General features: G+C 39.4%; 18 protein-coding genes. 10 read left to right on the top strand and 8 right to left on the bottom strand.

Annotated elements, in window-relative coordinates; all coding sequences use genetic code 11:
- Nucleotides 1-141: 141 nt before the first annotated feature.
- From C4B60_RS11875 to C4B60_RS11860, 4 genes are read left to right on the top strand one after another with little or no spacing between them, the layout of a single operon-like run.
- Nucleotides 142-873 (top strand): glycosyltransferase family 2 protein, encoded by a 732-nt coding sequence (locus C4B60_RS11875; protein ID WP_104058223.1) that lies wholly within the window; start codon nucleotides 142-144, stop codon nucleotides 871-873.
- Nucleotides 870-1,235, top strand: a complete 366-nt coding sequence (locus C4B60_RS11870) for a DUF2304 domain-containing protein (protein ID WP_104058222.1) — start codon at nucleotides 870-872, stop codon at nucleotides 1,233-1,235. Before C4B60_RS11875 ends, C4B60_RS11870 begins: the two co-directional genes overlap by 4 nt.
- Nucleotides 1,232-1,573: an EamA family transporter gene (locus C4B60_RS11865; protein WP_104058221.1), complete on the top strand. Its 342-nt coding sequence runs from the start codon at nucleotides 1,232-1,234 to the stop codon at nucleotides 1,571-1,573. The genes C4B60_RS11870 and C4B60_RS11865 overlap by 4 nt, the downstream gene beginning before the upstream one ends.
- Nucleotides 1,574-1,595: 22 nt before the next feature.
- A complete protein-coding gene (locus C4B60_RS11860; protein WP_104058220.1) occupies nucleotides 1,596-2,939 on the top strand; it encodes a glycosyltransferase family 39 protein in 1,344 nt (447 codons plus the stop codon).
- 41 nt (nucleotides 2,940-2,980) lie between these two features.
- Here C4B60_RS11860 and C4B60_RS11855 read toward each other — a convergent pair whose 3' ends face one another.
- Together C4B60_RS11855 and C4B60_RS11850 are read right to left on the bottom strand one after the other, a co-directional pair.
- Nucleotides 2,981-4,009: an LCP family protein gene (locus C4B60_RS11855; RefSeq protein WP_104058219.1), complete on the bottom strand. Its 1,029-nt coding sequence runs from the start codon at nucleotides 4,007-4,009 to the stop codon at nucleotides 2,981-2,983.
- Nucleotides 4,010-4,113: 104 nt separating this feature from the next.
- The gene (locus tag C4B60_RS11850; RefSeq protein WP_104058218.1) at nucleotides 4,114-6,420 is read right to left on the bottom strand and encodes a CotH kinase family protein; all 2,307 of its coding nucleotides are present in this window, start codon (nucleotides 6,418-6,420) and stop codon (nucleotides 4,114-4,116) included.
- A gap of 145 nt (nucleotides 6,421-6,565) precedes the next feature.
- Here C4B60_RS11850 and C4B60_RS11845 point away from each other — a divergent pair, with 145 nt between their 5' ends.
- The 3 genes from C4B60_RS11845 (at nucleotide 6,566) to C4B60_RS11835 (ending at nucleotide 10,769) form a co-directional block, all read left to right on the top strand.
- The gene (locus tag C4B60_RS11845) at nucleotides 6,566-7,312 is read left to right on the top strand and encodes a polyphosphate polymerase domain-containing protein (protein WP_104058217.1); all 747 of its coding nucleotides are present in this window, start codon (nucleotides 6,566-6,568) and stop codon (nucleotides 7,310-7,312) included.
- Nucleotides 7,313-7,331: 19 nt separating this feature from the next.
- Nucleotides 7,332-8,024, top strand: coding sequence for a DUF4956 domain-containing protein (locus C4B60_RS11840; protein ID WP_104058216.1), 693 nt, complete (start codon nucleotides 7,332-7,334; stop codon nucleotides 8,022-8,024).
- A 207-nt stretch (nucleotides 8,025-8,231) separates the two neighbouring features.
- Nucleotides 8,232-10,769 (top strand): DUF2339 domain-containing protein, encoded by a 2,538-nt coding sequence (locus tag C4B60_RS11835; RefSeq protein WP_167578646.1) that lies wholly within the window; start codon nucleotides 8,232-8,234, stop codon nucleotides 10,767-10,769.
- Between the two features lie 51 nt (nucleotides 10,770-10,820).
- Here the strand turns inward: C4B60_RS11835 and C4B60_RS11830 are convergent, their stop codons facing one another.
- A complete protein-coding gene (locus C4B60_RS11830) occupies nucleotides 10,821-11,948 on the bottom strand; it encodes an LCP family protein (RefSeq protein WP_104058215.1) in 1,128 nt (375 codons plus the stop codon).
- 168 nt (nucleotides 11,949-12,116) lie between these two features.
- Nucleotides 12,117-12,770 carry a YigZ family protein gene (locus C4B60_RS11825; RefSeq protein ID WP_104058214.1) on the bottom strand — a complete coding sequence of 218 codons (654 nt, stop codon included), beginning with the start codon at nucleotides 12,768-12,770 and terminating at the stop codon, nucleotides 12,117-12,119.
- Nucleotides 12,771-13,109: 339 nt separating this feature from the next.
- Between C4B60_RS11825 and C4B60_RS11820 the strand changes: the two genes are divergently transcribed.
- Together C4B60_RS11820 and C4B60_RS11815 are read left to right on the top strand one after the other, a co-directional pair.
- Entirely contained in the window at nucleotides 13,110-14,246 is a 1,137-nt protein-coding gene (locus C4B60_RS11820) for a sensor histidine kinase (RefSeq protein ID WP_104058213.1), read from the top strand.
- A gap of 31 nt (nucleotides 14,247-14,277) precedes the next feature.
- The gene (locus C4B60_RS11815; protein WP_104058212.1) at nucleotides 14,278-14,952 is read left to right on the top strand and encodes a response regulator; all 675 of its coding nucleotides are present in this window, start codon (nucleotides 14,278-14,280) and stop codon (nucleotides 14,950-14,952) included.
- Nucleotides 14,953-15,036: 84 nt separating this feature from the next.
- Here C4B60_RS11815 and C4B60_RS11810 read toward each other — a convergent pair whose 3' ends face one another.
- Together C4B60_RS11810 and treR are read right to left on the bottom strand one after the other, a co-directional pair.
- Nucleotides 15,037-16,146 (bottom strand): acyltransferase family protein, encoded by a 1,110-nt coding sequence (locus C4B60_RS11810; RefSeq protein ID WP_245153955.1) that lies wholly within the window; start codon nucleotides 16,144-16,146, stop codon nucleotides 15,037-15,039.
- Between the two features lie 175 nt (nucleotides 16,147-16,321).
- Nucleotides 16,322-17,041 carry a trehalose operon repressor gene (gene treR / locus C4B60_RS11805; protein WP_104058210.1) on the bottom strand — a complete coding sequence of 240 codons (720 nt, stop codon included), beginning with the start codon at nucleotides 17,039-17,041 and terminating at the stop codon, nucleotides 16,322-16,324.
- Nucleotides 17,042-17,150: 109 nt separating this feature from the next.
- Here treR and C4B60_RS11800 point away from each other — a divergent pair, with 109 nt between their 5' ends.
- Nucleotides 17,151-17,747 (top strand): nuclear transport factor 2 family protein, encoded by a 597-nt coding sequence (locus tag C4B60_RS11800; protein WP_104058209.1) that lies wholly within the window; start codon nucleotides 17,151-17,153, stop codon nucleotides 17,745-17,747.
- A 1,018-nt stretch (nucleotides 17,748-18,765) separates the two neighbouring features.
- Here the strand turns inward: C4B60_RS11800 and treC are convergent.
- Entirely contained in the window at nucleotides 18,766-20,451 is a 1,686-nt protein-coding gene (treC, locus tag C4B60_RS11795) for an alpha,alpha-phosphotrehalase (RefSeq protein ID WP_104058208.1), read from the bottom strand.
- Nucleotides 20,452-20,538: 87 nt separating this feature from the next.
- A complete protein-coding gene (treP, locus tag C4B60_RS11790) occupies nucleotides 20,539-21,981 on the bottom strand; it encodes a PTS system trehalose-specific EIIBC component (RefSeq protein ID WP_104058207.1) in 1,443 nt (480 codons plus the stop codon).
- Between the last annotated feature and the right edge of the window lie 312 nt (nucleotides 21,982-22,293).

The following is a 22,293-nucleotide window of genomic DNA, read 5'->3' as shown; positions in this document are numbered from 1 at the left end:
AGTCACAGGGGAAGCAAGTTTTTTTGTAGGTCTATTTTACAAAAAGAATAAACTTTCTTAATGATTTTATGCTAATATATGTAATGAAATGCTTTTGCAACCATTTTCTCCTGATTAATGTTTAAAAGAAAGGGTCATTTAATGAAATTTCCAGCAGACCAAAACATATTGATTATTGTACCGGCATATAACGAGGAAAAAAGTATTAGCTCTACTTTGTCCCAGCTTTCAGAAATAAAGGAAGAACTTCCAGTGATTGATGTATGCGTGATAAATGACGGCTCAAAGGACAATACTTCAAAGATTGTAAAACAATATCCAGATGTTATCCTAATTGATTTGCCATTAAATCTTGGCATCGGCGGCGCTGTCCAAACAGGCTATAAATATGCCCACCGCCATGGATACAGCATCGCGATTCAGTTCGATGCAGACGGCCAGCATAGTGCAGAGGATTTAACGAAGCTCATTCAGCCGATTATGGACGGAGAGGCTGACATGGTGATCGGCTCACGATTTGTTCAGAAGACATCTTATAAGGGAAGTCTCGCAAGAAGAATAGGAATCTACTACTTTTACCTTATTTTAAAAGCTTTAACAAAGCAAAGTTTTACGGATCCGACCTCTGGTTACCGTGCAAAAAATGCAAATGTAATAAAGCTTTTTGCGAATCATTATCCAAAAGATTACCCAGAGCCTGAAGTACTTATCCAGCTTTACAAGAAAGGGTTTAAGAGCAAGGAAGTTACGGTCAACATGAATGATAGACAGGAAGGAGAATCTTCCATTACGCCTCTTAAGACCATCTATTATATGGGGAAAGTAACACTGGCTATCTTTATGCAAAAAATTGTTAGGAGTAAAACGATATGAGTATTACACTGGTTTCCTTTTTTATCATCTTTTTTTTCTTCCTGATTGTTATTGAATCAGTGAGGAGAGGAATCCTTGAAACAAAGTATTCAATTTTATGGATTATCGTTTGTATTGTATTGGGTGTTATGAGCTTAGCGACTGATTTTTTGGAGCAGATGGCATATTTGCTCGGAGTAGTCTATGCACCAAGCCTGCTGTTTCTATTTGGTTTGATTGCCAGTCTTATTTTAATTTTCGATCTGACAAGGAGAATATCGAATTTAAATAGCAGATTAATAGCCTTAACACAGGAGTATGCTTTATTTAGAGAGGAATCGAATAAAGAAATGACTAAACAAGAAAAAGAGAATGAACAATGAACTTTGTCCTTTTAACGATCAATGTATTGCTATTAGTCAGCGGTCAGGTACTTTGGAAAATTGGTATGAATCAGCTTGGAGAATGGAATTCAGCAATTTTTATCAATCTGATTAAATCCCCTTATATCATAGGGGGAGGACTTATTTATGTTTGTGCAACGGTATTATGGCTGTATATCATCTCCAAAATGCCTTTTAGTATTGCTTATCCTTTTCAAAGTTTAGCGTATGTATTCGGGATTTTTCTGGGTTACGCACTATTTAAGGAAGTGGTTACACCTACTCAATGGGCAGGTGCTGCTGTTATTGTGTTTGGTGTGTATTTAATTGCGAAGTGACAGGAAAAGGGAGAGTTTGTTTGTGAACACCAGAAGGAAAAATCTTATTACTTCTTATCTTATGATTGGTATTTTACTTTTTTCAGGATTTAGTCAGCTTTACTTGTTAGTAAAGCATCCAGGGACAAATTTTATTCAGACTCCGCCAGAGGAAATTCAGCGTATGTTAAGTGAGGCAGAAATAAGCGAATCACAAGCCAGGCTGATGGAGCATACGTGGGAGTTTGGCAGTAGAGATGCGTATCTTTATGCGAAGATGACCAATCAATGGATTGAACATGGCGTGTACGGCTTTGACAGCTTAAATACCGGGGAGATTGAAAGCAATGCTTTTGTAACACCAGGATTTCCTATTTTGCTTGCCGGTATTTTCAGCGCTGCCAACCTGTTTAATGCTGATCAAATGCTTTTTGTAAAGCTTTTTAACATGCTGTTAAACCTAGGGACAATTTTCCTGCTTTATTTATTGAGTGCAAGGCTGTTTAAAAATAAGTGGATGGGGATTACAGCAAGCCTTCTGTATGCTTCTTATTTTTCACCGCTCCACTTCTTTAGAACAGCTTTGACCGAAGTGCCTGGAATCTTTACTTACTTGTTGGCCTTTTACTTATTTTTACTTGCTTATGAAACGAATAAAAAGAAATTTCATTTTCTTTTTGCTGCGGTATTTTGCTTTGGTTTGCTAATACGTCCAATTTTAGCGCCAGTTGTGCTGCTTTTGTATTTAGCTGTTATTATTAAACATAGAAAATTCTACAAAGAGTGGGTTACCATAGGCTTAATCTGGGCTCTGGGTTCTATTCTTGTCATTGGACCATGGGTTGTACGGAATTATCTTCTTTACAGAGAGTTTGTTCTTTTCTCGACCCATTCAGCTAACAGCTGGTATGCGGGGAGCAATCCTTACAATCTCTTTGATTTCTCAGATTATTGGAGAGAGCGGGAATCACTTGGGATGGAGACAAAGGACTTTGCCTTTATGAAAATCAGGGAAGGATTTCAGAATGAATTTAATCTCTGGTTTTCCTGGTTTACTGTAGGAAAAACCTACGAGCTTTTTAAAATTCCGGATGCTATTTACTTTTATCGGCACTGGACCTTGCCGTATTTTAAGCTTCAGCATGAAATCCTGGTTATAATTGGGTTTTTAACAGCTTTTCTTGTAAGGAAAAAAGAAGTTCTGGCTGTCGCTTTAATTCTATTAACCTATTTAATTTTTTCAAATCTGTTTCTTACCATACCAAGGTATGGCTATTATATTATTCCTCTTTTTTGTATTTTAAACGGCTATGCATGGGTAACAGTTATCGAAAAGATAATCTTTTTTGCAAGAATGATTCTGACTCAAATAAAAACTGCTATATAAAAACAGCGCCAGGTAAACTCCTGGCGCTGTTTTTGCTTAGTTTAATTTTGATTATCCAGTGACAAGTCCGTTGTTGTCTCGGATTCAATAAGTCCTAAGTGAACCTGAAGTTTTTCCTGCAGTGACCAAAGCTCGTACTCATCAGGACGATAATAATAAATGCCCTCTATATAAGTTTCCTCTCCGTAAAGGGAAAGGTTATTTACGGAAAGCTCAGAGTTGGCCGCATAGGAAATGAAAGATTTCATTTCGTCAAAGGTTAAATTGGTTTTAAGGTTTTGTCCAACAGCCTGAATAACATCACTGTATTTTGAAATGGAAGAAATGGAAGTGGATTTGTCAAGAATCGCTTCAATGACTTCCACCTGTCTTTTACCGCGTTCAATATCACTGTCATAATGTCTGGTTCTTGCAAAGGCAAGTGCTTCTTCACCATCCAGTGTCTGAATGCCCGGCATAAGGTGAATAGCATTCTTTTTATCCCGTGAATCTTGTTCCTTAAGCTCATAAGGTACATTTACTTTCACACCGTCCAATGAATTTACAACATCAATAAATGCATTAAAATTCATTCGCACATAATAATCGACAGGGACTTCAAGAAGAGACTCGACTGATTCCATAGCAGCCTGCGGTCCGCCAAAGGCGTGAGCATGATTAATTTTATCTTTGTAGTCGACATGTGGAATATAAGCAAGTGTGTCTCTAGGGATACTGAGCAGATTAATCGATTTTTCTTTGTTATTTAAGGTTGCAAGAACCAAGGCATCCGTTCGACTATTGTCAGATGTAAACCCATTTTCTTCCCTTTTTTCACTGGCATCCACCCCCATAAAAAGGATTGAAATATTATCAAAATCGGGATCGGGGATATTCTCGCGAAGCTCTGATGACTCACGATTTAAATTATCATATGAATCATTAACAGCACTTTCTGCCTGTTTAAAAAGATGCGTACCGTACACAACAGCAGTACCTCCAAGAATAAATAAAGGGAGTACCATAAATAATAAAAAGCGTTTTCTCATTCTTTTACGGGCTGTTTTCTTTCGATAGTTGCTTCTATTCATTTAATTGCTCCTTAGACATATTATTCAATAAATTTAATAGTACTAGAATTTGACGAAAAAAGCTAGATTTCGTCAGAAATCTAGCAAATGGTTTTTCCCTTTACTCAATCTGGTGTCCTTTCAAGGCGCTCATTTAAATAATTCATTACCGCTTCCGGGCGCCTTTGGGCAAATTGACGGAACATATCAAGTTCTGCTTCCCACGTTTCAATGGAATTTATATTTTCCCAGCGACTGATCATACGCGGCATTTCACCGCGAATCTGCCCAGAGAGAGAATTGATGGTTTCAATTACATTTTCAGGAGCAAACTCCTCATCAAGCAAGCCTTCCATAATGGAGATTAACTGAGCGTATACTTCCTCGTTTTCCAGTAATGCCCTGATTAATTCAGTTGCAGGGTGGTCTCTTAGAAGCCAGTCCAGTGTGTTATCATTTATCGTCTCTTCAAATTCCCCGTTTAGGGCAAAGCCGAAGTCTGTATCATATAACAGCCATCTCCACCGGCCATCCTGACCATAAGGAGCTTCTGGAGTATAGTCTGTTTTCTTTCTCCACATGGCGGTATTATTGTATAAAGAATCGGTGTTGCCAAAATATACTTGATAAGCAAAGTACTCCAGGTAATTCTCAACATCCATTTGAGTATTCACATAATCTAAATTCTCTTGTATCCGTAGATCATTATTCATTGCATATTCCACTAGGGAAGTATAATGCTGCTGATCACCTATCAATCCCTCATCAATTATAAAGCCTGTAGCATTGGTTACGTCTGTTCCCAGCATAACAATTTCCTCTGCATTCAAATTATATTTGGTTTCCAGGTATTCGGCACTGTATGCCTCTCGTAAATTTTGAATGCCCCAATACTCACCGTTTAACAGGACGATGACAGGCTGATAGTTTTGGGTGTCTACATTCCTATCTTTAATTAATTCATGCATTAATGCATCTCTTAAATAGGTTCTGCCCCAGTCGTTTCCTGAGTTGCGAAGCATGAGCCGGTTAAATTCGACATTGGCATCATCCTTAAAAAAAGGATAATACATTCTGCTTTGACCGTAATCACTTCTCGAATACAGTCTCAGGCTTTTTTGAGGGTGCTCTCTGCTGTAGCCGCCGTGAATCCGAATCCCTATATTTTGTGAGTATTCAAGAGCTCCATCCTCTGAAAAATACTCTAAAGTGGCGGGTCTTTCCCATTCGTCCCCTCGTTTAAAATAGTTGCCATCTCTAGTGTCCCGGGTATTCTCATAATAAATCCCAGGGACATAAATGCCTCTTTCTTCATTAAATAGTCCTTCTGGATCTGTTGTTAGAGAGACAACAGGCAGTTGAGAGGAGGAAAAAAGTGCATCATTTAAAATATATGAGCGGGTTTCCACTTCACTCAGAGTGCGGTTATGATAGACAGCTGCCCTAATAACGATTCCTTCCAGGATTTCTTCTCTGGTAAACTGAAAAGGTTCCCTGAAAACAGAAGTACCAATATTAGCTAAAATATCATTATCATTAATAAGTGACTCTTCAAGTACAATTGGCTCAGTATAAAGCAAAGAGGCCGGGGTAGGAAGTGAACCGTCCAATGTATAATAGATCTTCGCTTCTTCAATACTGCTTTCCATACTTACTGCAGTCCCTGAATTTATTACACCGCTTTCAGCTGATAAAACAGGAGGCGGAGGGGATAGCTCAAAATCAATATCGTTTATCGCTCCTATAATGGTTTCAAGCGGCATATAGTCTTTAATCCCATTCCCGGTTAGATAAAGTCTTTCAGTAATAGCCGGAAGAGAGGCAAGAGGATTTACATCCTTAATTTGGTTATTACGCAGATTTATATCTGATAATTGAACCAATCCCTGTAATGCTTCAACTGAATCGATTTGATTTCCACGTGCATTTAAATAAGTTAATGTTTCAGCAGCTGATAGAGGAGAGATATCCCGTATTTGATTATCGCGAATGGTCAGGTGCTGAAGCTGAGGAAGATCACTTATAAAGGAAACGTCAGTAAGAACATTACCCTCTAAATCAAGACGGGTAATTCCGCTGCTTTCAAAGGAAATAGTGGATAAGTCATTAAAACTAAGGTCGACTATTCTTAAATTTTCAAGCTGCTCGATACCATCCATTTCCGTCAGTAAATTATTCGATAAATTTAACACTTCTAAAGAACGGAAATGTTCAATTCCTTTAACGTCAGTAATTTGATAATTTGATAAGTCCAGTTCAGAAATATCCTTCACTTTGTTTTTATCGAAGGTTCCGGCTGCAATGCCAAGCTCCTTTTCCAGTGCGTCTTCAAAAGCCGTATCAATCTGAATTGGTTCTTCAGCAAGAAAATACATCCCTGCCCAGAATATAGATAAAAAAATTAGTAACAAAAATGGTAAGACTCTTTTCATAAATCCTCCAAAAATTTTATTCTATCAAACGACAATTCAAATGATCAATTGAAAGTCTTGATAACTATTAGTATACTATAACAGACGAAAAAAATTTACATTACCGTAATATAATTTACAAAAAATCAATAAAAGGAGCGGAAACGTGGCACAGGAAATTTTCAAACGGTATGAAATAAAATATCTGATCCCATTTAAGCAATATTTGAGTCTCCGGGAAAAGCTTCTTCCCTATATGACATTCGATACATATGGCAACCCGGAAGGAAAATATAATATTGTAAGCCTCTACTATGATTCTGATGATTACTCGATTTATTATGAAACCAGGAACAAGCTTCGCTTCAGACAAAAGTTGCGCCTGCGCATTTATGATCAGGCAGATTTAAATAGTACAGCCTTTTTCGAAATTAAACAGAAGTTTAAAAACGTAGTAAATAAGAGACGAACCTCCATTCCTTTGAATGAAGCCTACGCGCTTTCGGATCTGGATTATGATGATATAGATTTTGCAGCCTTCAATGCATCCAACCCCCAGATCCTTAAAGAGGCTATGCACTTTAAACAGCTCTATCAGCTAAAGCCGGAAGTCGTGGTAAGCTATGACCGTCAGGCATTTTCAGGAATTTATGAAAAAGATCTGAGGGTAACCTTTGATTATAATTTAATGTGCAGAAATCATGATCTTTCCATCGAAAACGGTCCTCAAGGCTTGAATTTTGTGGATCCCGGTATGGTGGTATTAGAGGTAAAGGTTTCAGAGACAGTGCCATTTTGGCTTGCACGTCTTTTAAGTGAGTTTGATTGCTCAAAGCAAAGTGTCTCAAAGTTCTGTACAAGCATTGATTTAATGCTTGAAGAAGAGCAAAGAAAGAATAAACAAATAAATTAAATGGGAATTGGTGCACAGAATGACAACTTTATTAAATGAAATTCGCCAGCTGGCAGATGTAACCTCGAGATTAACGGTCCTTGAATCATTTGCTGCGATCATTTTAAGCTTTATTTTAACAACCATTATAGCTTATTTATATAAGAAGACTCATACAGGAGCACGTTACTCTCAATCATTTGTTCAGACCATCATCATTATGGGGGTAACTGTTTCTGTGATCATGATTGTGATCGGGAATAATGTTGCAGTAGCGTTTGGACTAGTTGGAGCGTTTTCCATCATCCGCTTCAGAAGCGCGATGAGCGACCCGAAGGACATTGCGTTTATCTTTTTTGGCATGGCTGCAGGAATTTCCTGCGGATTAGGGTTTTATATTCTGGCCATTATTTTTACCGTTTCCTTATCTATTATCATTTTATTCCTATATTTTATCGATTTCGGGAAAAGTGGATCTTCCAAAAAACGTCTCACTATTACAGTGCCGGAGAATCTTCATGATGAAAATACCTTTGATAAAATTTTGGATCAATACTTGAAATCATATGATCTGCGCTCTATTGAAACGACAAATTTAGGCACAATGATCCAGCTTGTTTACATCGTTCAAAATAAAGAAAATGTGAAGGATAAAGAACTGATGGATGAGCTGAGAAAAGTTAATGGGAATTTAAAGGTCTCCGTTAACTACCTTAGTACAGAGGTATATTAGTCATAATAAAATTTTAAAAGGCGCCATTTCATTCCATTAGGAGGGAAATGACGCCTTTTTTTACGTTTTCAAACAAAAGGAAAACCATAATATAAATAACAAAACCACCATACTAAATCTCTGTTTTATATAGTAAAATGGTAGTACTTAGTTTAAGTTCCAGTATTTTATTTTTCCTATCACATGCGGTTTTGAGGGGGCTCAAGGATGGATAACATGAAAGAGCAGCTGATACAAATGAGGCTGGACCAGTCAAGGCTCATTAAGCAATTTGATGACATGGTAAAAGAGTATGAATCAAGCGATGTACTACAGGAAAATGAAGCACTGCGTAAAAGTGATGCTGATTATAAAAGAAAGCTTCACGAATTAAGCGAAAAGCATAGGCAAATGGAAGTGGAGAACCGGAAGCTGCGCTATGCACTCCAGGAGCAAATGTTCGATGAAAAACGGAATATCATTAAAGTTTCAAAGCTAAAGCTGAATACGTACTTTGCGAATACAGTAAAAACGGAAACCAACCGTCTAACAGCACTCGAAGAACAATCAAAAAGAGAAATTCTTCGGCTAAAGCAGCGAACTGCCCAATCAGTACAGAACGAGAAGCAGGAAATCCTGTTAAAGATTGAACAGTTATCAAAAGAAATTAATGAGAGCATTAAGAAAGAACGTGAACTGGCGGTAAGAGAGCAGCAAAATGTACGGGAAAGGTACTCAAATCAATTTAACAACCTCGCTGAAGAAAACATGAGTGAAGAAATCATCCAAAAACGGATGCAGCAAAACCAGATTGAAATGAAGATCGGGTTAAACTGGATCAATAAGCTTGGGATCCTATTAATTATTATCGGTGTGGCAGCTGCGTTCAGATACTCCTACAGCAACTGGTTTAATGATTATGTAAAAGGAGGACTGTTCTTTGTTGTCGGCCTTATCATGCTTGGAGGAGGGGAATGGCTGCACCGCAGGAATAAGCAGGTATTTGCTCTCGGCGTTATTGGCGGAGGGATTTCAATCCTCTATGGCTCCATTTTCTTTAGTTACTTCCTGTTAAAGATTATTGGACTCACTCCTGCCTTGCTTTTATCAATTTTAGTAACCGCACTGGCCGTATTCCTGTCACTGCGCTATCAGTCCAGAACTATTATTTCGTTTGGCCTGATTGGCGGGTATATCCCTTTTTATTCCTACTTATTTGCTTTTGGACTAGAAGGCTATGCTGTTTACACGGCAATGGCTTATATACTGATTTTGAACATGTCTATTTTATTGATATCATTTAAGCGTCAGTGGAGCATTGTTCATTATCTAAGCTTCGTATTAAATATTCCATCACTTCTCGTGCTTATTTTAATTTCGGCGAGTTCTATTATTTCTTTGCTTTATTCTATCCTGATCTTCTGTCTTTATTTAGTGCTGACCATTGGTTATCCATTTGTGTATAGGGTAGCGATCAAGTGGATGGATGTTGCGCTATTGGCAATGAACACGTTCTTCAGCTTTCTTGTTATTTACTTCCTATTTAACGAGCTTGGATGGGATGATTTTGAAGGGTTGTTAGCAGCAGCATTCTGTGTGCTTTATTTTGGTCTTGGCCGATTTGTTGAAACGAGAATGAATAAGCAAAAGATGATGATTGTTCTTTTTTACGGGACGTCCATCACATTTGCTGTCCTCGTTATTCCGTTCCAGTTTGGCGTCCAGTGGCTGTCGTTAGGGTGGTTAGTAGAAGGGGTTGTAATCATGCTTTACGCCAACCGCTACAAGCTTAAGGTTCTCGAAAGAGCAGGGTGGGGAATTTTTACTTTAACCCTTTTCACCTTCCTGATAGAATTTCTCGAGAATTTACTCTGGCCTGTTGAGTTTTTCCACTTTAAATACATGGCCATTATGGCAGGGCTTATCATTGTTATGGTGTATTACGCTCTGGATCAGAGAAAAAGAGACAGCACAGAATTATTCAGGGGATTTTCAACGTTTATTGCAGGGTTTAAATACTTTACGCTTGTAAATAGTTGGATTTATCTTCTGCACGAAAGCAATTATCTCTACGATCAGCAGGTAGCCATCACATTTGACCAATACTGGTTTTATAAGTGGATGCTGTTTGCCTTTATTACGATGGGTCTTGGATACGGATTAAAGCAGATTCCTTTGCTCTATGACCGCATTGTGAGCTATTACTGTCTTCTTTTATATGGGCTTGGAAGCTTGATCGGATTAGTCGTTACTTTTACAATCCCAGCCTTAGAGCCTGCGGCAGCGCAAAATACCTTCCTGAATTACTTAGCACTCGTGATTCTAATCGGATTTAATGTGCTGATCTTCTTAATTGGAAGGGATCTGCTAAGCAGCTATATACGAGAGAAATATCATAATTATGAGCTTTACCCGACGATTCTTTCTGTTTATTTCCTGGGGGTTCTTACAGCCTTTTTAAATGTGCAATTTCAGCTTGGAGATGCAGGATTTGTTATTAGCTTAGTCTTTCTTGCTGTAGCAGTAGCCTATATTTTATATGGCTTTAAATATCGTTATGTCTATATCCGGCGTATCGGGCTCGGATTGTCTCTGCTTTCGACGGGCAAATTATTTCTTTTAGATCTTGCTTTTCTTACTGAAAGCAGTAAGATTCTTGCTTACTTCTGCTTCGGTTTAACACTGCTTGGAATTTCGTATATTTATCAAAAGGTTTCAAGCCATCAGAAGGAAATTGAAGACAAAGAGGAGAAAAACTCAGAATAAAGAACACCCTCACGAATTTTCGTGAGGGTGATTTTAATACCTTTATCTTTTTTACCAATCGTTCTCAAGTCCGTCCTCCTGATAGAGATCTTCTTCTCTTTCATGAAGGTCAGTTTCAGGATATTCTTCCGTACCGGATGGGTCCTCGTAGGATGGATCCGATTCAGGATCAACCATTTCATCAGAAGGAGAAGCGGGCAAGCCTAAGTGCTCGCGAAGCTTGAGTTGCAGCTCACTAAGCGATTCTGGCTCAGGTTCATAGTAATATACGCCATTATACGTCGCGTTATCACCGATAATCGTCTCCATTTCGACAGAGAGATTTGAATTTGCTGCATAGGATATGAATGATCTCATTTCATTAAAACGCATATTGGTCTGCATATTATTTCCGACTGCTTCAATGACATCAGCATATTTATTGATCGAGCCGACTGAAGCTGCCCGGTCTAAAATCGCCTGCATAATTTCAAGCTGACGTTCTCCTCTTGCAAGGTCGCTGTCATACGAACGCGAACGTACAAAAGCCAGTGCTTCCTCACCATCAAGCGTTTGTCTGCCTTCTCTTAAGGAAATAGCGTCTGTTGAGTCATCAGAATTCATTTCTTCCATATCAAATGGAACATCAACCTGGATGCCATTAAGGGCTTCAACCACATCCATGAAAGCGTAAAAGTTCATTCTTACATAATAGTCAACTGGAACATCCAGCAATTCTTCTACTGCTTCCATGGAAGCCTTAGGACCGCCGAAAGCATGAGCGTGATTAATTTTGTCACTATAGTCCACTTCAGGAATATAAGCAAGGGTATCACGGGGGATGCTGGTTAATTTAACCGTTTTATCGTCATTATTCAGTGTAGCAAGAATCATGGCGTCTGTTCTGGCGATATTACCCTCAAAGCCCGGACTCGAGCTTCTTTTTTCGCTTTCATCAATACCCAGAAACAAAATAGAGACGTGATCAACATCCGGGTCTACGATTTCCTCTCTTTTTTCAGACTGCTTCCTGTCTAGTTCCTCGTAGGAGTTGTTAGCTACTGCTTGCGCTTTAACATATAAATATCCGCCGTAGCCGATAGCTGACAAGCCGAGCAATAGGATAGGAAAAAGAACCCAGAGAATTCTTGTGCGTCTCTTTCGTTTATTTGTCTTTTTTTTATGCGATTTTCTATCCATTGGATTTGTGGCTCCTTTGTTCATGTATTTCCACGGTACCTGTATATATCCTTATTTCTCCATGATGTGAACGATTACACATAGTGGATAGGAGATAGGCAGATGTCAAGCCCAAACCCTATTCTATACTTTTTCCTCATTTCATTACAATGAAACTTTGATTACAATTTAAAAATTGTCGAAATATGCTGAAATTTTTTCCTCTCTATACAATTGTTCCCCGATTTCAACTGAAGCCTGCCCGTTCGTCAGCTCAGTTATCCAGCTTGTAAAGGATTCAGTTTCATCCTCCTCGACAAACGACTCAATCGCGACATTTTCAAGATAAGAAATCTCTTTTAAAGGATAACTAGAATTACGAATTTCATTTTCGACCTTGCCGAGCCAGGTGTAATCAATTGTAGTAGTTACGAGTCGGTTAAGACGTCTTTCCACTACTCCTGCAGCATTAATGCCCTCGGTAGCAGATCGCCCATAAGCTCTGATCAAACCGCCTCCGCCAAGCTTTATACCGCCAAAGTAACGGGTGACCACGATCGTTGTGTCTTTCAGCTTACGTTTTTTCAGCACTTCAAGGATAGGCACACCAGCAGTACCGGATGGCTCTCCGTCGTCGTTCGCTTTTTGAATAAGATCATGCTCACCAATCATGTAAGCTGAGCAATTATGGTTGGCAGCAGGGTGTTTTCTTTTTATGTCCTGTATAAATTCAAGAGCAGCTTCTTCCGTCTCTGTCCGTTTTACGTAGGTGATGAAACGGGACTTTTGAATAGTGATCTCATTTTCTCCATAGGGGGCAACAGTATGGTATTTCTTTAGCATATTTAAAACTCCTTATCATATCGAATAGTCGTAATTTATTACATCATTATAACAATAAAGAACAAAAATCGTCATAAGTTGCGGAAATGAAAAGAAGGTGAAATGTCATATGCGCCAATTGTAATGCAACTTTAATATCGTGACCTTTTACCGATGATATAATAGTTAAGTAAAGTTTCTTTGATATGCGCAACAATTATTATTTTGAAATAGCAATAAAACCTTTATATTCCGACATATACTGCGTTTAAAACATATTCTTTTCAAAGCTTCCTTTTTTTCGGTTTTAACAGTATAATTTTTAAAAAGACGATGTTAGTAAAGGAAGGAGTCTGGATTGTGTCCGCAACTACTTTAGATTCCCAAATGCTTGATATTATTCTGGGTAAAATGATCGATACCGTGGACCAAAGTAAATCAGAAATCTTTGAAATAGGTGAACAAACTCGTAATGATTACGAAAAACTTGTGCGGGAGCTTGGAGAAGTACGGGAAAAATTAACCTCAGTCATTTATGAGGGGGATGAACTCGAAAGACGATCCATTCTTGCCAGGAAAAGACTTGCAGAAGTCAGCCACCATTTTAAAAATTTTTCTGAGGAGCAGGTCCGGCAAGCCTATGAGTCTGCTCATGACCTCCAGATTCAGCTTTCAATAAACCGCCAGGAAGAAAAACAGCTGCGAAACCGAAGAGATGAGCTTGAGCGCCGCCTGCAAAGTATGCTTGATACAATTGAACGGGCAGAAAATTTAGTGAATCAAATTTCTGTTGTCCTGGCATATTTAAACAGCGATATAAAGAAAATGGGTGCAGCTTTGCAGAATGCTGAGCAAAAGCAGGAATTCAGCATTCAAATTATTGAAGCACAAGAGGAAGAGCGCAAAAGACTTTCCCGGGAAATACATGATGGACCGGCTCAAATGATCGCCAATGTCCTCATGCGTTCGGATTTGATTGAACGGGTTTATAAAGATAAAGGAGTAGAACAGGCTTTTCTTGAAATTAAAAGTCTTAAAAAAATGATACGCTCAGCTTTATCAGAGGTCAGAAGAATCATCTATGATTTGCGCCCTATGGCATTGGATGATCTTGGATTAATTCCGACCCTCAGAAAATACCTTAGCTCTATCGAAGAGTATAGTAATGGAACTAAACTATCATTCATTCAAATAGGAGAAGAATCCCGCTTACATCCAAAATATGAGGTATCTTTATTTCGTCTTGTCCAGGAATCTGTCCAGAATGCACTAAAGCATGCGAAAGCGTCAGAAATTACTGTAAAAGCAGAGATGCATCCCAGCCGTATTACCATTGTCGTAAAAGATAACGGAAAAGGCTTTGATACTGCTGAGAAGAAAAAAGGATCCTTCGGTCTAATCGGGATGAGGGAACGGGTTGAACTGTTAAATGGAGAGCTTTCCATTTTGTCAAAACCCGGCTCCGGAACAATGATAATGATAAAAGTGCCGCTATAAGGATTTCATATGATCAAGGAGGAAAATGTACATGACTAAAATCGTAATTATTGACGATCATCAGCTATTTCGTGAAGGAGTAAAGCGCATTCTCGATTTTGAAGAAACATTTACAGTAGTTGCCGAAGGGGACGATGGATCTCAAGTAAATGATCTATATGAACAATATAATCCTGATGTGGTATTAATGGATATAAATATGCCTCAAGTAAATGGAGTAGAAGCAACTTCCAAATTATTGGAATCTTACCCTGAGGCAAAAGTCATTATCCTATCTATTCATGATGACGAAAACTATGTTTCTCATGCACTAAAATCAGGCGCTTTAGGCTATATGCTAAAAGAAATGGATGCTGATGCACTTATTGAAGCGATTAAAACAGTGACTGACGGAGGCTCTTACTTGCACCCGAAGGTTACAGTGAACCTTGTAAACGAATTCCGACGGCTGGCAGAAGCAGAATTCACAGGCAACTTTCAACAGATAGAGGTGCGCAGACCACTGCATCTGTTAACGAAACGCGAATGTGAAGTTCTTCAAATGCTTGCTGACGGTAAAAGCAACCGGGGAATTGGAGAAGGCCTGTATATTTCCGAAAAAACAGTTAAGAACCATGTAAGCAATATTTTACAGAAGATGAATGTAAATGACCGCACCCAGGCAGTTGTTACTGCGATTAAAAATGGCTGGGTAGAAGTAAGGTAACGTACAAAAATGTAACGAAGCCCAAGGAGCAATTCGCTCTTTGGGCTTCGTTGTGTTTTAAACTAATTGCCCGGTTGGTGCCGGCTAAAATGCCCGAACCTTCCCTCCTTTGCCGAAAATGATCCAGCTCATCGGCAGATAACTGAAGGCTAATCTGACAATTCCCCAGCTTCCAAAGAAGGTTACTAAGAAAGTAATCAGCTGCCAGCCGTGAAAGGTTAATGGGTCTCCACCAGGCAGCAGCATTCGTAGAAATAAAAGAAATAGCGGATGAATTAAATAAACCCCGAAGGATACAGTTCCAATTTCATACCAAAACTTTCTTGAAATCCTGGAGTGCTGAAAATTCACTAAATGCGCCGCGATAAATACAACCAAACAAGCAAATAAAGCATAGGTGCTCCAGGCAAATTCGATCATTCTGCTTGAAAATACTGCCTGGTTTGTTCTGATCAGATAATACATTCCCACGTAAAAGCAAAGCATAAATCCATAGCCTGCAAATAAGGTTGATACACGCAGGAAGTTTTTCTTCCAGTTACGGAACCAATCAAGCACCTGTTCATAATAAACACCTAAAAATGCCCCTAAAAAGTAAAACATAAAATAAGAGAGGGCAATGGAGCCCTTCAATTGAATTTGAAAGTAGTGGGCGTTTAACAGAACCCAGGTCCATTGAAGTACAATTCCGATGACAATCGAGTATTTCCTTATAAACCGTACCTTCTTAAATAAAAGAAGCAAAAATGGGAACAGTAGATAAAACTGAACACTCACAAACACAAAGTATAGATGTGAATAGGCTTTACCGGTTGCAAGCTTGGATAAGAAATCCTGGATTAAAAAAGAAAAACCGGCAAAGCTTCCGTTTAAATAGATATTTATGCAGTAGTAAATAAGAGAAAATAAAAAGTATGGAACTAAAATATAAAGCAGTCTTTTTTGATAGAACTTTACAAAAAGCTTTGTTGTCAGCTCTCTAGGGTAATACGTGTAAAACAAAATGAAGCTGCTTAAAAAGATAAAAGTGGGTGTTCCAAGCTTCCCGGCAATATTAAAAAAATTATAGATGAGCAGCATGATGGAGCCTTCGCCGCTCCCCCCGACTCCTGTAGAGGAGGAATGCACAGCAAGCACCGCAAATAGGGCAAATGCCCGGGCGAACTGTACTTCATTTAAATGTTTTCTGTCCAAATTCAAATTCTCACCTGGCTTTCAAAGCTGATTAATATGATAAACATAATTTTATTCTAACCAAGAGTAAAGATTAGATGAGGAAATTTAATAAAAGCAATAAAATCCTGTAATAAAAGACTTATAAAAGGAAAAAATTGAATCTGACCTGCAGATTCAATTCAACAGAAAGTACCTATTTTCTTCTTCGTGCAAAATCAACAAATTTAAACTTGTCAAGACGGTGCCGTGATTCTGTATATTGAAAAATGGTCGTGTCCTCAAGATGAACAAAATTTTTCACCAGCACAATATGGCTGTAGCCTTCAAGATCGAGCAGCACTCTGTCTTCCTCTGTAGCAGATTCAACCGTTATTTCTTTTTTTGCATAAGAAATATTTAATCCTAAATGGTTTTCCAAATAGGCATAAATGGAGTCACTACAGATTTCTTCTGTTAAAGAAGGAACTTGAGATTGCAGCAGCCAATCCTTATCAAGGATGACACGCTCGCCCTGTATTGTTCTGGCACGAACAATTTCCCAAACAAGTGCGCCTTCGTCACATTCAAGCTGTGAGGCAAGCTGTTCAGGCGCCTCGTTCAGCTCGAGCTTATGGACATCTGTTTTAATGTCGCGACCCAGCGACTCCTGAAGCTCCTTAAAGCTTACAAGACCGGAAACAGGAAACGTCATTTTACTAACATCCAGCACCAATGAGCCCTTACCCTGCATTTTTTGTATAAATCCATTTTGAGAAAGTAATGTCAGCGCTTTGCGGATGGTTTCACGTGAAGTGGAAAAGCGTTCACAAAGCTCATGTTCAGATGGCAATAGCGTATTTGATTCATAGACGCCATTTTCAATATCCTTCGACAATTCTTGAAAAATGTTCAAATATTTATTGGTTGTAGCCATATAAGATCACCCTATCTTATTGTATCATAAGTGGGGGAAGCATCGCGGACATTACCTAAGATCATACGATCAACCTAGATACACTCGAAGCAGAAAGGACGGTCCACTTATGAAAAACACTTTTAAAACAGCGATAGGCGCCGGCTTACTCGCTTTGATCCTGGCAGGGTGCAGCAATGATGAGCCTGCGCAAAATCAAAACAGCGGTACTGCAGACGATGGCGAATCAGGTCAGGGGATGGATACTCATGCCCAGTCAGAGCAATCAGAAGGCAACGGACATTCAGAAATTGGATTTGAAATGGATCCAAGCGGAGAAGTAGAAGAAGCAGAAGGTGTTCCGGAGGAAGAAAAAGAAGCCATCTTAAACACCTTCGATCAATACATCGAAACATTTAATAATGAGGACATAGAAGGATATCTTGTACTGCTTTTAACCGAAGAAGGATATTTTAATGAAGAGGAAGAACGAGCGGCCCTGGAGGAAGTGTTTGACTCCTTTGATGTAAGCAGGGAAGTACAATTAAAAACAGTAAATGAGTACAAAGATGAAGAAGCCCATGTCTATTCAGACCTGCTTATAACGACCGTTGATCCAGCCAACGGAGCAGAAGTATCACGCACTGGCCGACAAATTACTGTCATGCATAAAGTAAAAGACGAATGGAAAATTGCATCCATTCATTTTATGGCTAATCCTCAGTGAGGTACTATTTATATCCACATTAATAAAACACCTTGCCCGCTGAATGCTTCTTACTAAAAGGAGCTGGCGGACAAGGTGTTTTTTAAAAACTAGTCGCTTTTAAGCATATGAACACAAAATATATCACTTTTTACGGCAATTTTTACATACCTTCAAAGAATCCTTCTCTTCAGTAAGATGGGTATAGAGAAGCTTTATCCCGGTTCGTGTACAAAGAGGACATTTACCTCTTAAAGCAGTGCCATTTTTTTTAGCGATTCGTTTAATATGCTTTCCACGATTGCTTTTTGCCATAATTGCATCCATCCCTTTATCCGAATTTCAAATCCTTCTTTATTTAATGACGAAAAAAGGAATAGAGAGTAGGCGTTTGTCTAGAGGGTGAAAATTTTTATTACCTTTGAAAAGCAAATTTCAGAAAGCGGTATTGACAGCCGATCCTAATAGTAATAGTAAAACTCTAAATCTATCAAAGTAATCATAAAAAATTTCAAAAAACAAAATAACTTCCCCAGGAGTTGATTGGAGCGGAAGGGGCGAACTCCTGCGGGAAGAAGCGGGAGCTTGAGATCCACTTGCGCTAGCAAGTTAGCTCAAGCCCCGCCCCGCGGAAAGCATGCCCCTGCAGCGCAAATCAACACGCCTCATTTAAAACGAATTTTCTCATCACTTCAAAATAGTCGATGTGGATATGGATGTTTTGCATTAACCCTGTAAATCAACGACCCCAATAAAAGAATTCGCTTCTAACATTAAAACTTCGAAGCAGTAAATTCCTTACCAGGAGTTGATTGGAGCGTAAGGCGGGAAAAAGCGGGAAGGCTGAGATCCACTTGCGAAGCAAGTTAGCTCAGCTCCCGCCCCGCGGAAAGCATGCCCCTGCAGCGCAAATCAACATGCCCCATTTAAACTACTATTCTCATAACATCCAACCTCCGAAGCACCAACACAATTTTAATCAGAGTTGATTCCAGCCAAATAAAAAACCTCCCAGAAATTAACCCTGGGAGGTCACACCTTACTTCTTCAAATAAAACACAATCGACTCATATGGCCGAAGCTCATACTCATCCACCGAACCATTTACATCTCCGTAATTTTGAATCAGCACTTCCTTCTCGGGATAACCCTCAAACCGCTCCTTCACATCATCAGGAAGCTTAAACACAGCCTTATCAGCATAAAAATTATTCACCACAAGAAGAGACCCTTCATCCGTATTCCGCGTATAAGCAAAAATCGCCGGATCATCCTCAAGCAATAGTTCGTAATTTCCATCTGTAATCACATCATATTCCTTACGAAGTCCGTTCAGCTTTTGATAATAATAGAAAACAGAGTCCTCATCCGCAACGGCTGCTTCTGCATTAATCTCCTTATAATTATGCGCTAAAGGAATCCACGGAACCCCTGTTGTAAACCCGCCATTTTCCTCACTGCTCCACTGAACAGGAGTTCGTGAATTATCACGGGATTTTTGATTTAAAATCTTAAGAATCTCTTCTTTCGGTACTTCATTTTCCATCATATATTTATAAATATTTAACGACTCAACATCACGGTATTCTTTTATCGAAGTGAAATTCGGATTCGTCATGCCAAACTCCTCGCCCTGATAAATATAAGGCGTACCCTGCATCATATGGATCGTTGTCGCAAGCATTTTCGCTGACTCTACTCGGTATTCTTTATCATTACCGTAGCGGGAAACAATTCTCGGCTGGTCATGGTTGCACCAGAACAGGGCGTTCCAGCCGCCGCCTTCATGCATCCCAATCTGCCATGTAGATAAAATGTCTTTCAGCTTTAAGAAATCAAAATCCGCTGTTGTCCATTTTTCACCGTTAGGGTAATCAACCTTTAAATGGTGAAAATTAAAGGTCATGCTTAATTCCTCGCGTTCCGGGTTTGAATACTTGATGCAGTGGTCAATGGTTGTTGAGGACATTTCACCGACTGTCAGCAAATCATGCTTGGAGAACACCTCTTTATTCATTTCATGCATGTATTCGTGAACCTTTGGACCGTCTGTGTAAAACTTTCTTCCGTCGCCATCTCCGTCTTCGTCGGGGAAGGACTGGTCCTTTGAAATTAAGTTAATAACGTCTAAACGGAAGCCATCTACGCCTTTTTCTGCCCAGAAATTCATCATGTCGTATAGCTTGCGTCGGAGTGTTTCATTCTCCCAATTTAAATCAGCCTGCGTGACATCAAAAAGGTGGAGGTAGTATTGTTCTGTCTCATCATCATACTTCCAGGCATTGCCGCCAAATTTAGATTCCCAATTGGTTGGAGGGCCGCCGTCAGCATTCGCATCCTTCCAAATATAAAAATCACGGTATTCGTTATCCTTCGATTTTCGGGATTCAACAAACCACTCATGCTCTGTAGAGGTGTGATTGATTACGATATCCATAATGATTTTAAGGCCGCGTTTGTGCGCTTCCTCTAGCATACGGTCAAAATCCTTCATGGTCCCGTATTCATCGTGAATATCAAAATAATCACTGATGTCGTAGCCATTATCGTTTTGAGGAGATTTGTAAGGAGGTGTCAGCCATAGAACATCGACCCCAAGCTTTTGTAAATAATCAAGCTTTTCTGTAATACCGTTTAAGTCACCTACACCATTTCCCGTAGTATCGTTAAAGCTTTTCGGGTAGATCTGATATACGACTGCTTTTTTCCACCACGATTGTTCCATTGAACACACTCCTATCATTTTTGTTGTTTTTAAAAGCTGAGCTATAAACAAAGCGTTCGCGAGTAGTCAGCGAACGCTTTGTGGTTTTTAGTCGTCTAATTGGCCTTTTTTAACGAATAAGCCGTAAAGTAATGTCAATACGAATGGCACGATGATAACGATTAACATTCCTATAAAAAAGATAAGCCAGAACTCCTGATTGATCGAAATAATTCCAGGAACACCGCCGACACCAATTGAATTAGCCAGTACAAAGTTTGCTCCAAGCAGTAAACCGCCAATAGCAGCACCGATTATGGCACAAACAAATGGGAATTTATAGCGAAGGTTTACCCCAAATAGGGCAGGCTCTGTTACACCAAGCCATGCTGAAATCCCGGATGAGCTGGCAAGACCCTTTAGCTTTTCGTCCTGCTTTTTAGCAAAGAACGCAAGAACAAATACTGCAAAGGCTGCAGAACCCTGAGCGATATTAGAAAGAGCTAAGATCGGCCACAGGAATGTTCCATTAATATCACTTGAGATAAGCTGAAGATCAACCGGCAGGAACGTATGGTGCATCCCTGTGATTACGAGAATTCCATACACACCGCCATAAATTAATCCACCTAACCAGCCAAAGTTATTGAAGATCCAGATAACACCGTCTGCAATAGCTGTACCAGCTGCAAAGGTAAGTGGTCCAATGGCAATAAATGCTGCAAGAGCTGTTACAAGCAATGCTACAGGTGCCACGACTAAAAGCTTGATTGAATCATGAACCTTGCGATTTAAGAATTTCTCAATTAAAGAATAAAGGTATGCGGCAAACAATACCGGCAGCACCTGACCCTGGTAGCCGATCGATTCAACTGTTAGACCGAATAATGACCAGGTAGGGACTGTTCCCTCTTCAACTGCACCAGGATAATCATAAGCACTTAAAAGTCCCGGATGTACAAGAACCAGTCCAAGCACAATCCCCATTAATGGGTTTCCGCCAAAGCGTTTAACAGCTGACCAGCCGATTAAGGCAGGCAAGAAATTAAAAGCAGCACTGGCGATAATACTGATGACTTCTGCCAAATCAGCCCACTGTGGGTACATGACGACAAGTGAGTCATCTCCGAAAAGATCTTCCACTGTTAAAACATTATTTAATCCAAGTAAAAGACCGGCTGTTACGATTGCTGGTAAGATGGGAATAAAAATATCAGCAAGCAATTTAATAAGGCGCTGCAGGGGGTTCATTTTTTTCGCTGCAGCATTTTTCACATCTTCTTTTGAAACTTCTTCAATACCTGTTTCCGCTGCAAGGACCTTGTAAACCTTGTCCACAAGACCCTGACCAATAACAACCTGATACTGTCCGCTATTTGCGAATGACCCTTTAACAATATCAATAGACTCGAGCTTCTTTTTATCAACCTTGCTGTCATCGTGCAGCACAAAACGTAGCCGCGTTACACAATGGGTCGCAGAGTCGATGTTTTCCTGTCCGCCAATTGCCTCAATAATCTGGCGGACTGATTCTTTATTTACATCGCTCATCTTTTATCCTCCCGTAACCGTTTTCATTCCCGTGCCAAAGTGCCGACTATTTATCTATTCCCTGCTTTTAAAATAGTAGTCCCTAAAACCTTAAGAAACAGCGCTTTCATTTACAACCCAATCATATACGTGTATATACAAGTTGTCAACGGTTTAGTTTGAATTCAAGATGAACAGAGTGTGAATACTTTTCTTGGGATTTCCAAGTATTGTTTGGGTGCTGTTTTTGAATCGGCTATATATGATTCATTTTTTACAAGATAAACTGATGCAATCGCATCATTTTTGGGCTAAAATAAAGAGGTATGGCGG

The sequence above is a fragment of the Jeotgalibacillus proteolyticus genome, from assembly GCF_002926065.1.
Taxonomy (GTDB): domain Bacteria; phylum Bacillota; class Bacilli; order Bacillales; family Jeotgalibacillaceae; genus Jeotgalibacillus; species Jeotgalibacillus proteolyticus.
The sequence above is the reverse complement of the archived record's forward strand: the minus strand, read 5'-3'. Positions and strand labels throughout refer to the sequence as shown.

Bases quoted from the DNA above. Each gene is read 5' to 3' on its own strand.
- C4B60_RS11875 (WP_104058223.1), top strand. From the start codon at position 142: ATGAAATTTCCAGCAGACCAAAACATATTGATTATTGTACCGGCATAT.
- treP (WP_104058207.1), bottom strand. From the start codon at position 21,981: ATGAGCGATGTAAATAAAGAATCAGTCCGCCAGATTATTGAGGCAATT.
- C4B60_RS11865 (WP_104058221.1), top strand. From the start codon at position 1,232: ATGAACTTTGTCCTTTTAACGATCAATGTATTGCTATTAGTCAGCGGT.
- C4B60_RS11800 (WP_104058209.1), top strand. From the start codon at position 17,151: ATGAAAAACACTTTTAAAACAGCGATAGGCGCCGGCTTACTCGCTTTG.
- C4B60_RS11855 (WP_104058219.1), bottom strand. From the start codon at position 4,009: ATGAATAGAAGCAACTATCGAAAGAAAACAGCCCGTAAAAGAATGAGA.
- C4B60_RS11870 (WP_104058222.1), top strand. From the start codon at position 870: ATGAGTATTACACTGGTTTCCTTTTTTATCATCTTTTTTTTCTTCCTG.
- C4B60_RS11830 (WP_104058215.1), bottom strand. From the start codon at position 11,948: ATGGATAGAAAATCGCATAAAAAAAAGACAAATAAACGAAAGAGACGC.
- treC (WP_104058208.1), bottom strand. From the start codon at position 20,451: ATGGAACAATCGTGGTGGAAAAAAGCAGTCGTATATCAGATCTACCCG.
- C4B60_RS11850 (WP_104058218.1), bottom strand. From the start codon at position 6,420: ATGAAAAGAGTCTTACCATTTTTGTTACTAATTTTTTTATCTATATTC.
- C4B60_RS11825 (WP_104058214.1), bottom strand. From the start codon at position 12,770: ATGCTAAAGAAATACCATACTGTTGCCCCCTATGGAGAAAATGAGATC.
- C4B60_RS11835 (WP_167578646.1), top strand. From the start codon at position 8,232: ATGGATAACATGAAAGAGCAGCTGATACAAATGAGGCTGGACCAGTCA.
- C4B60_RS11840 (WP_104058216.1), top strand. From the start codon at position 7,332: ATGACAACTTTATTAAATGAAATTCGCCAGCTGGCAGATGTAACCTCG.
- C4B60_RS11815 (WP_104058212.1), top strand. From the start codon at position 14,278: ATGACTAAAATCGTAATTATTGACGATCATCAGCTATTTCGTGAAGGA.
- treR (WP_104058210.1), bottom strand. From the start codon at position 17,041: ATGGCTACAACCAATAAATATTTGAACATTTTTCAAGAATTGTCGAAG.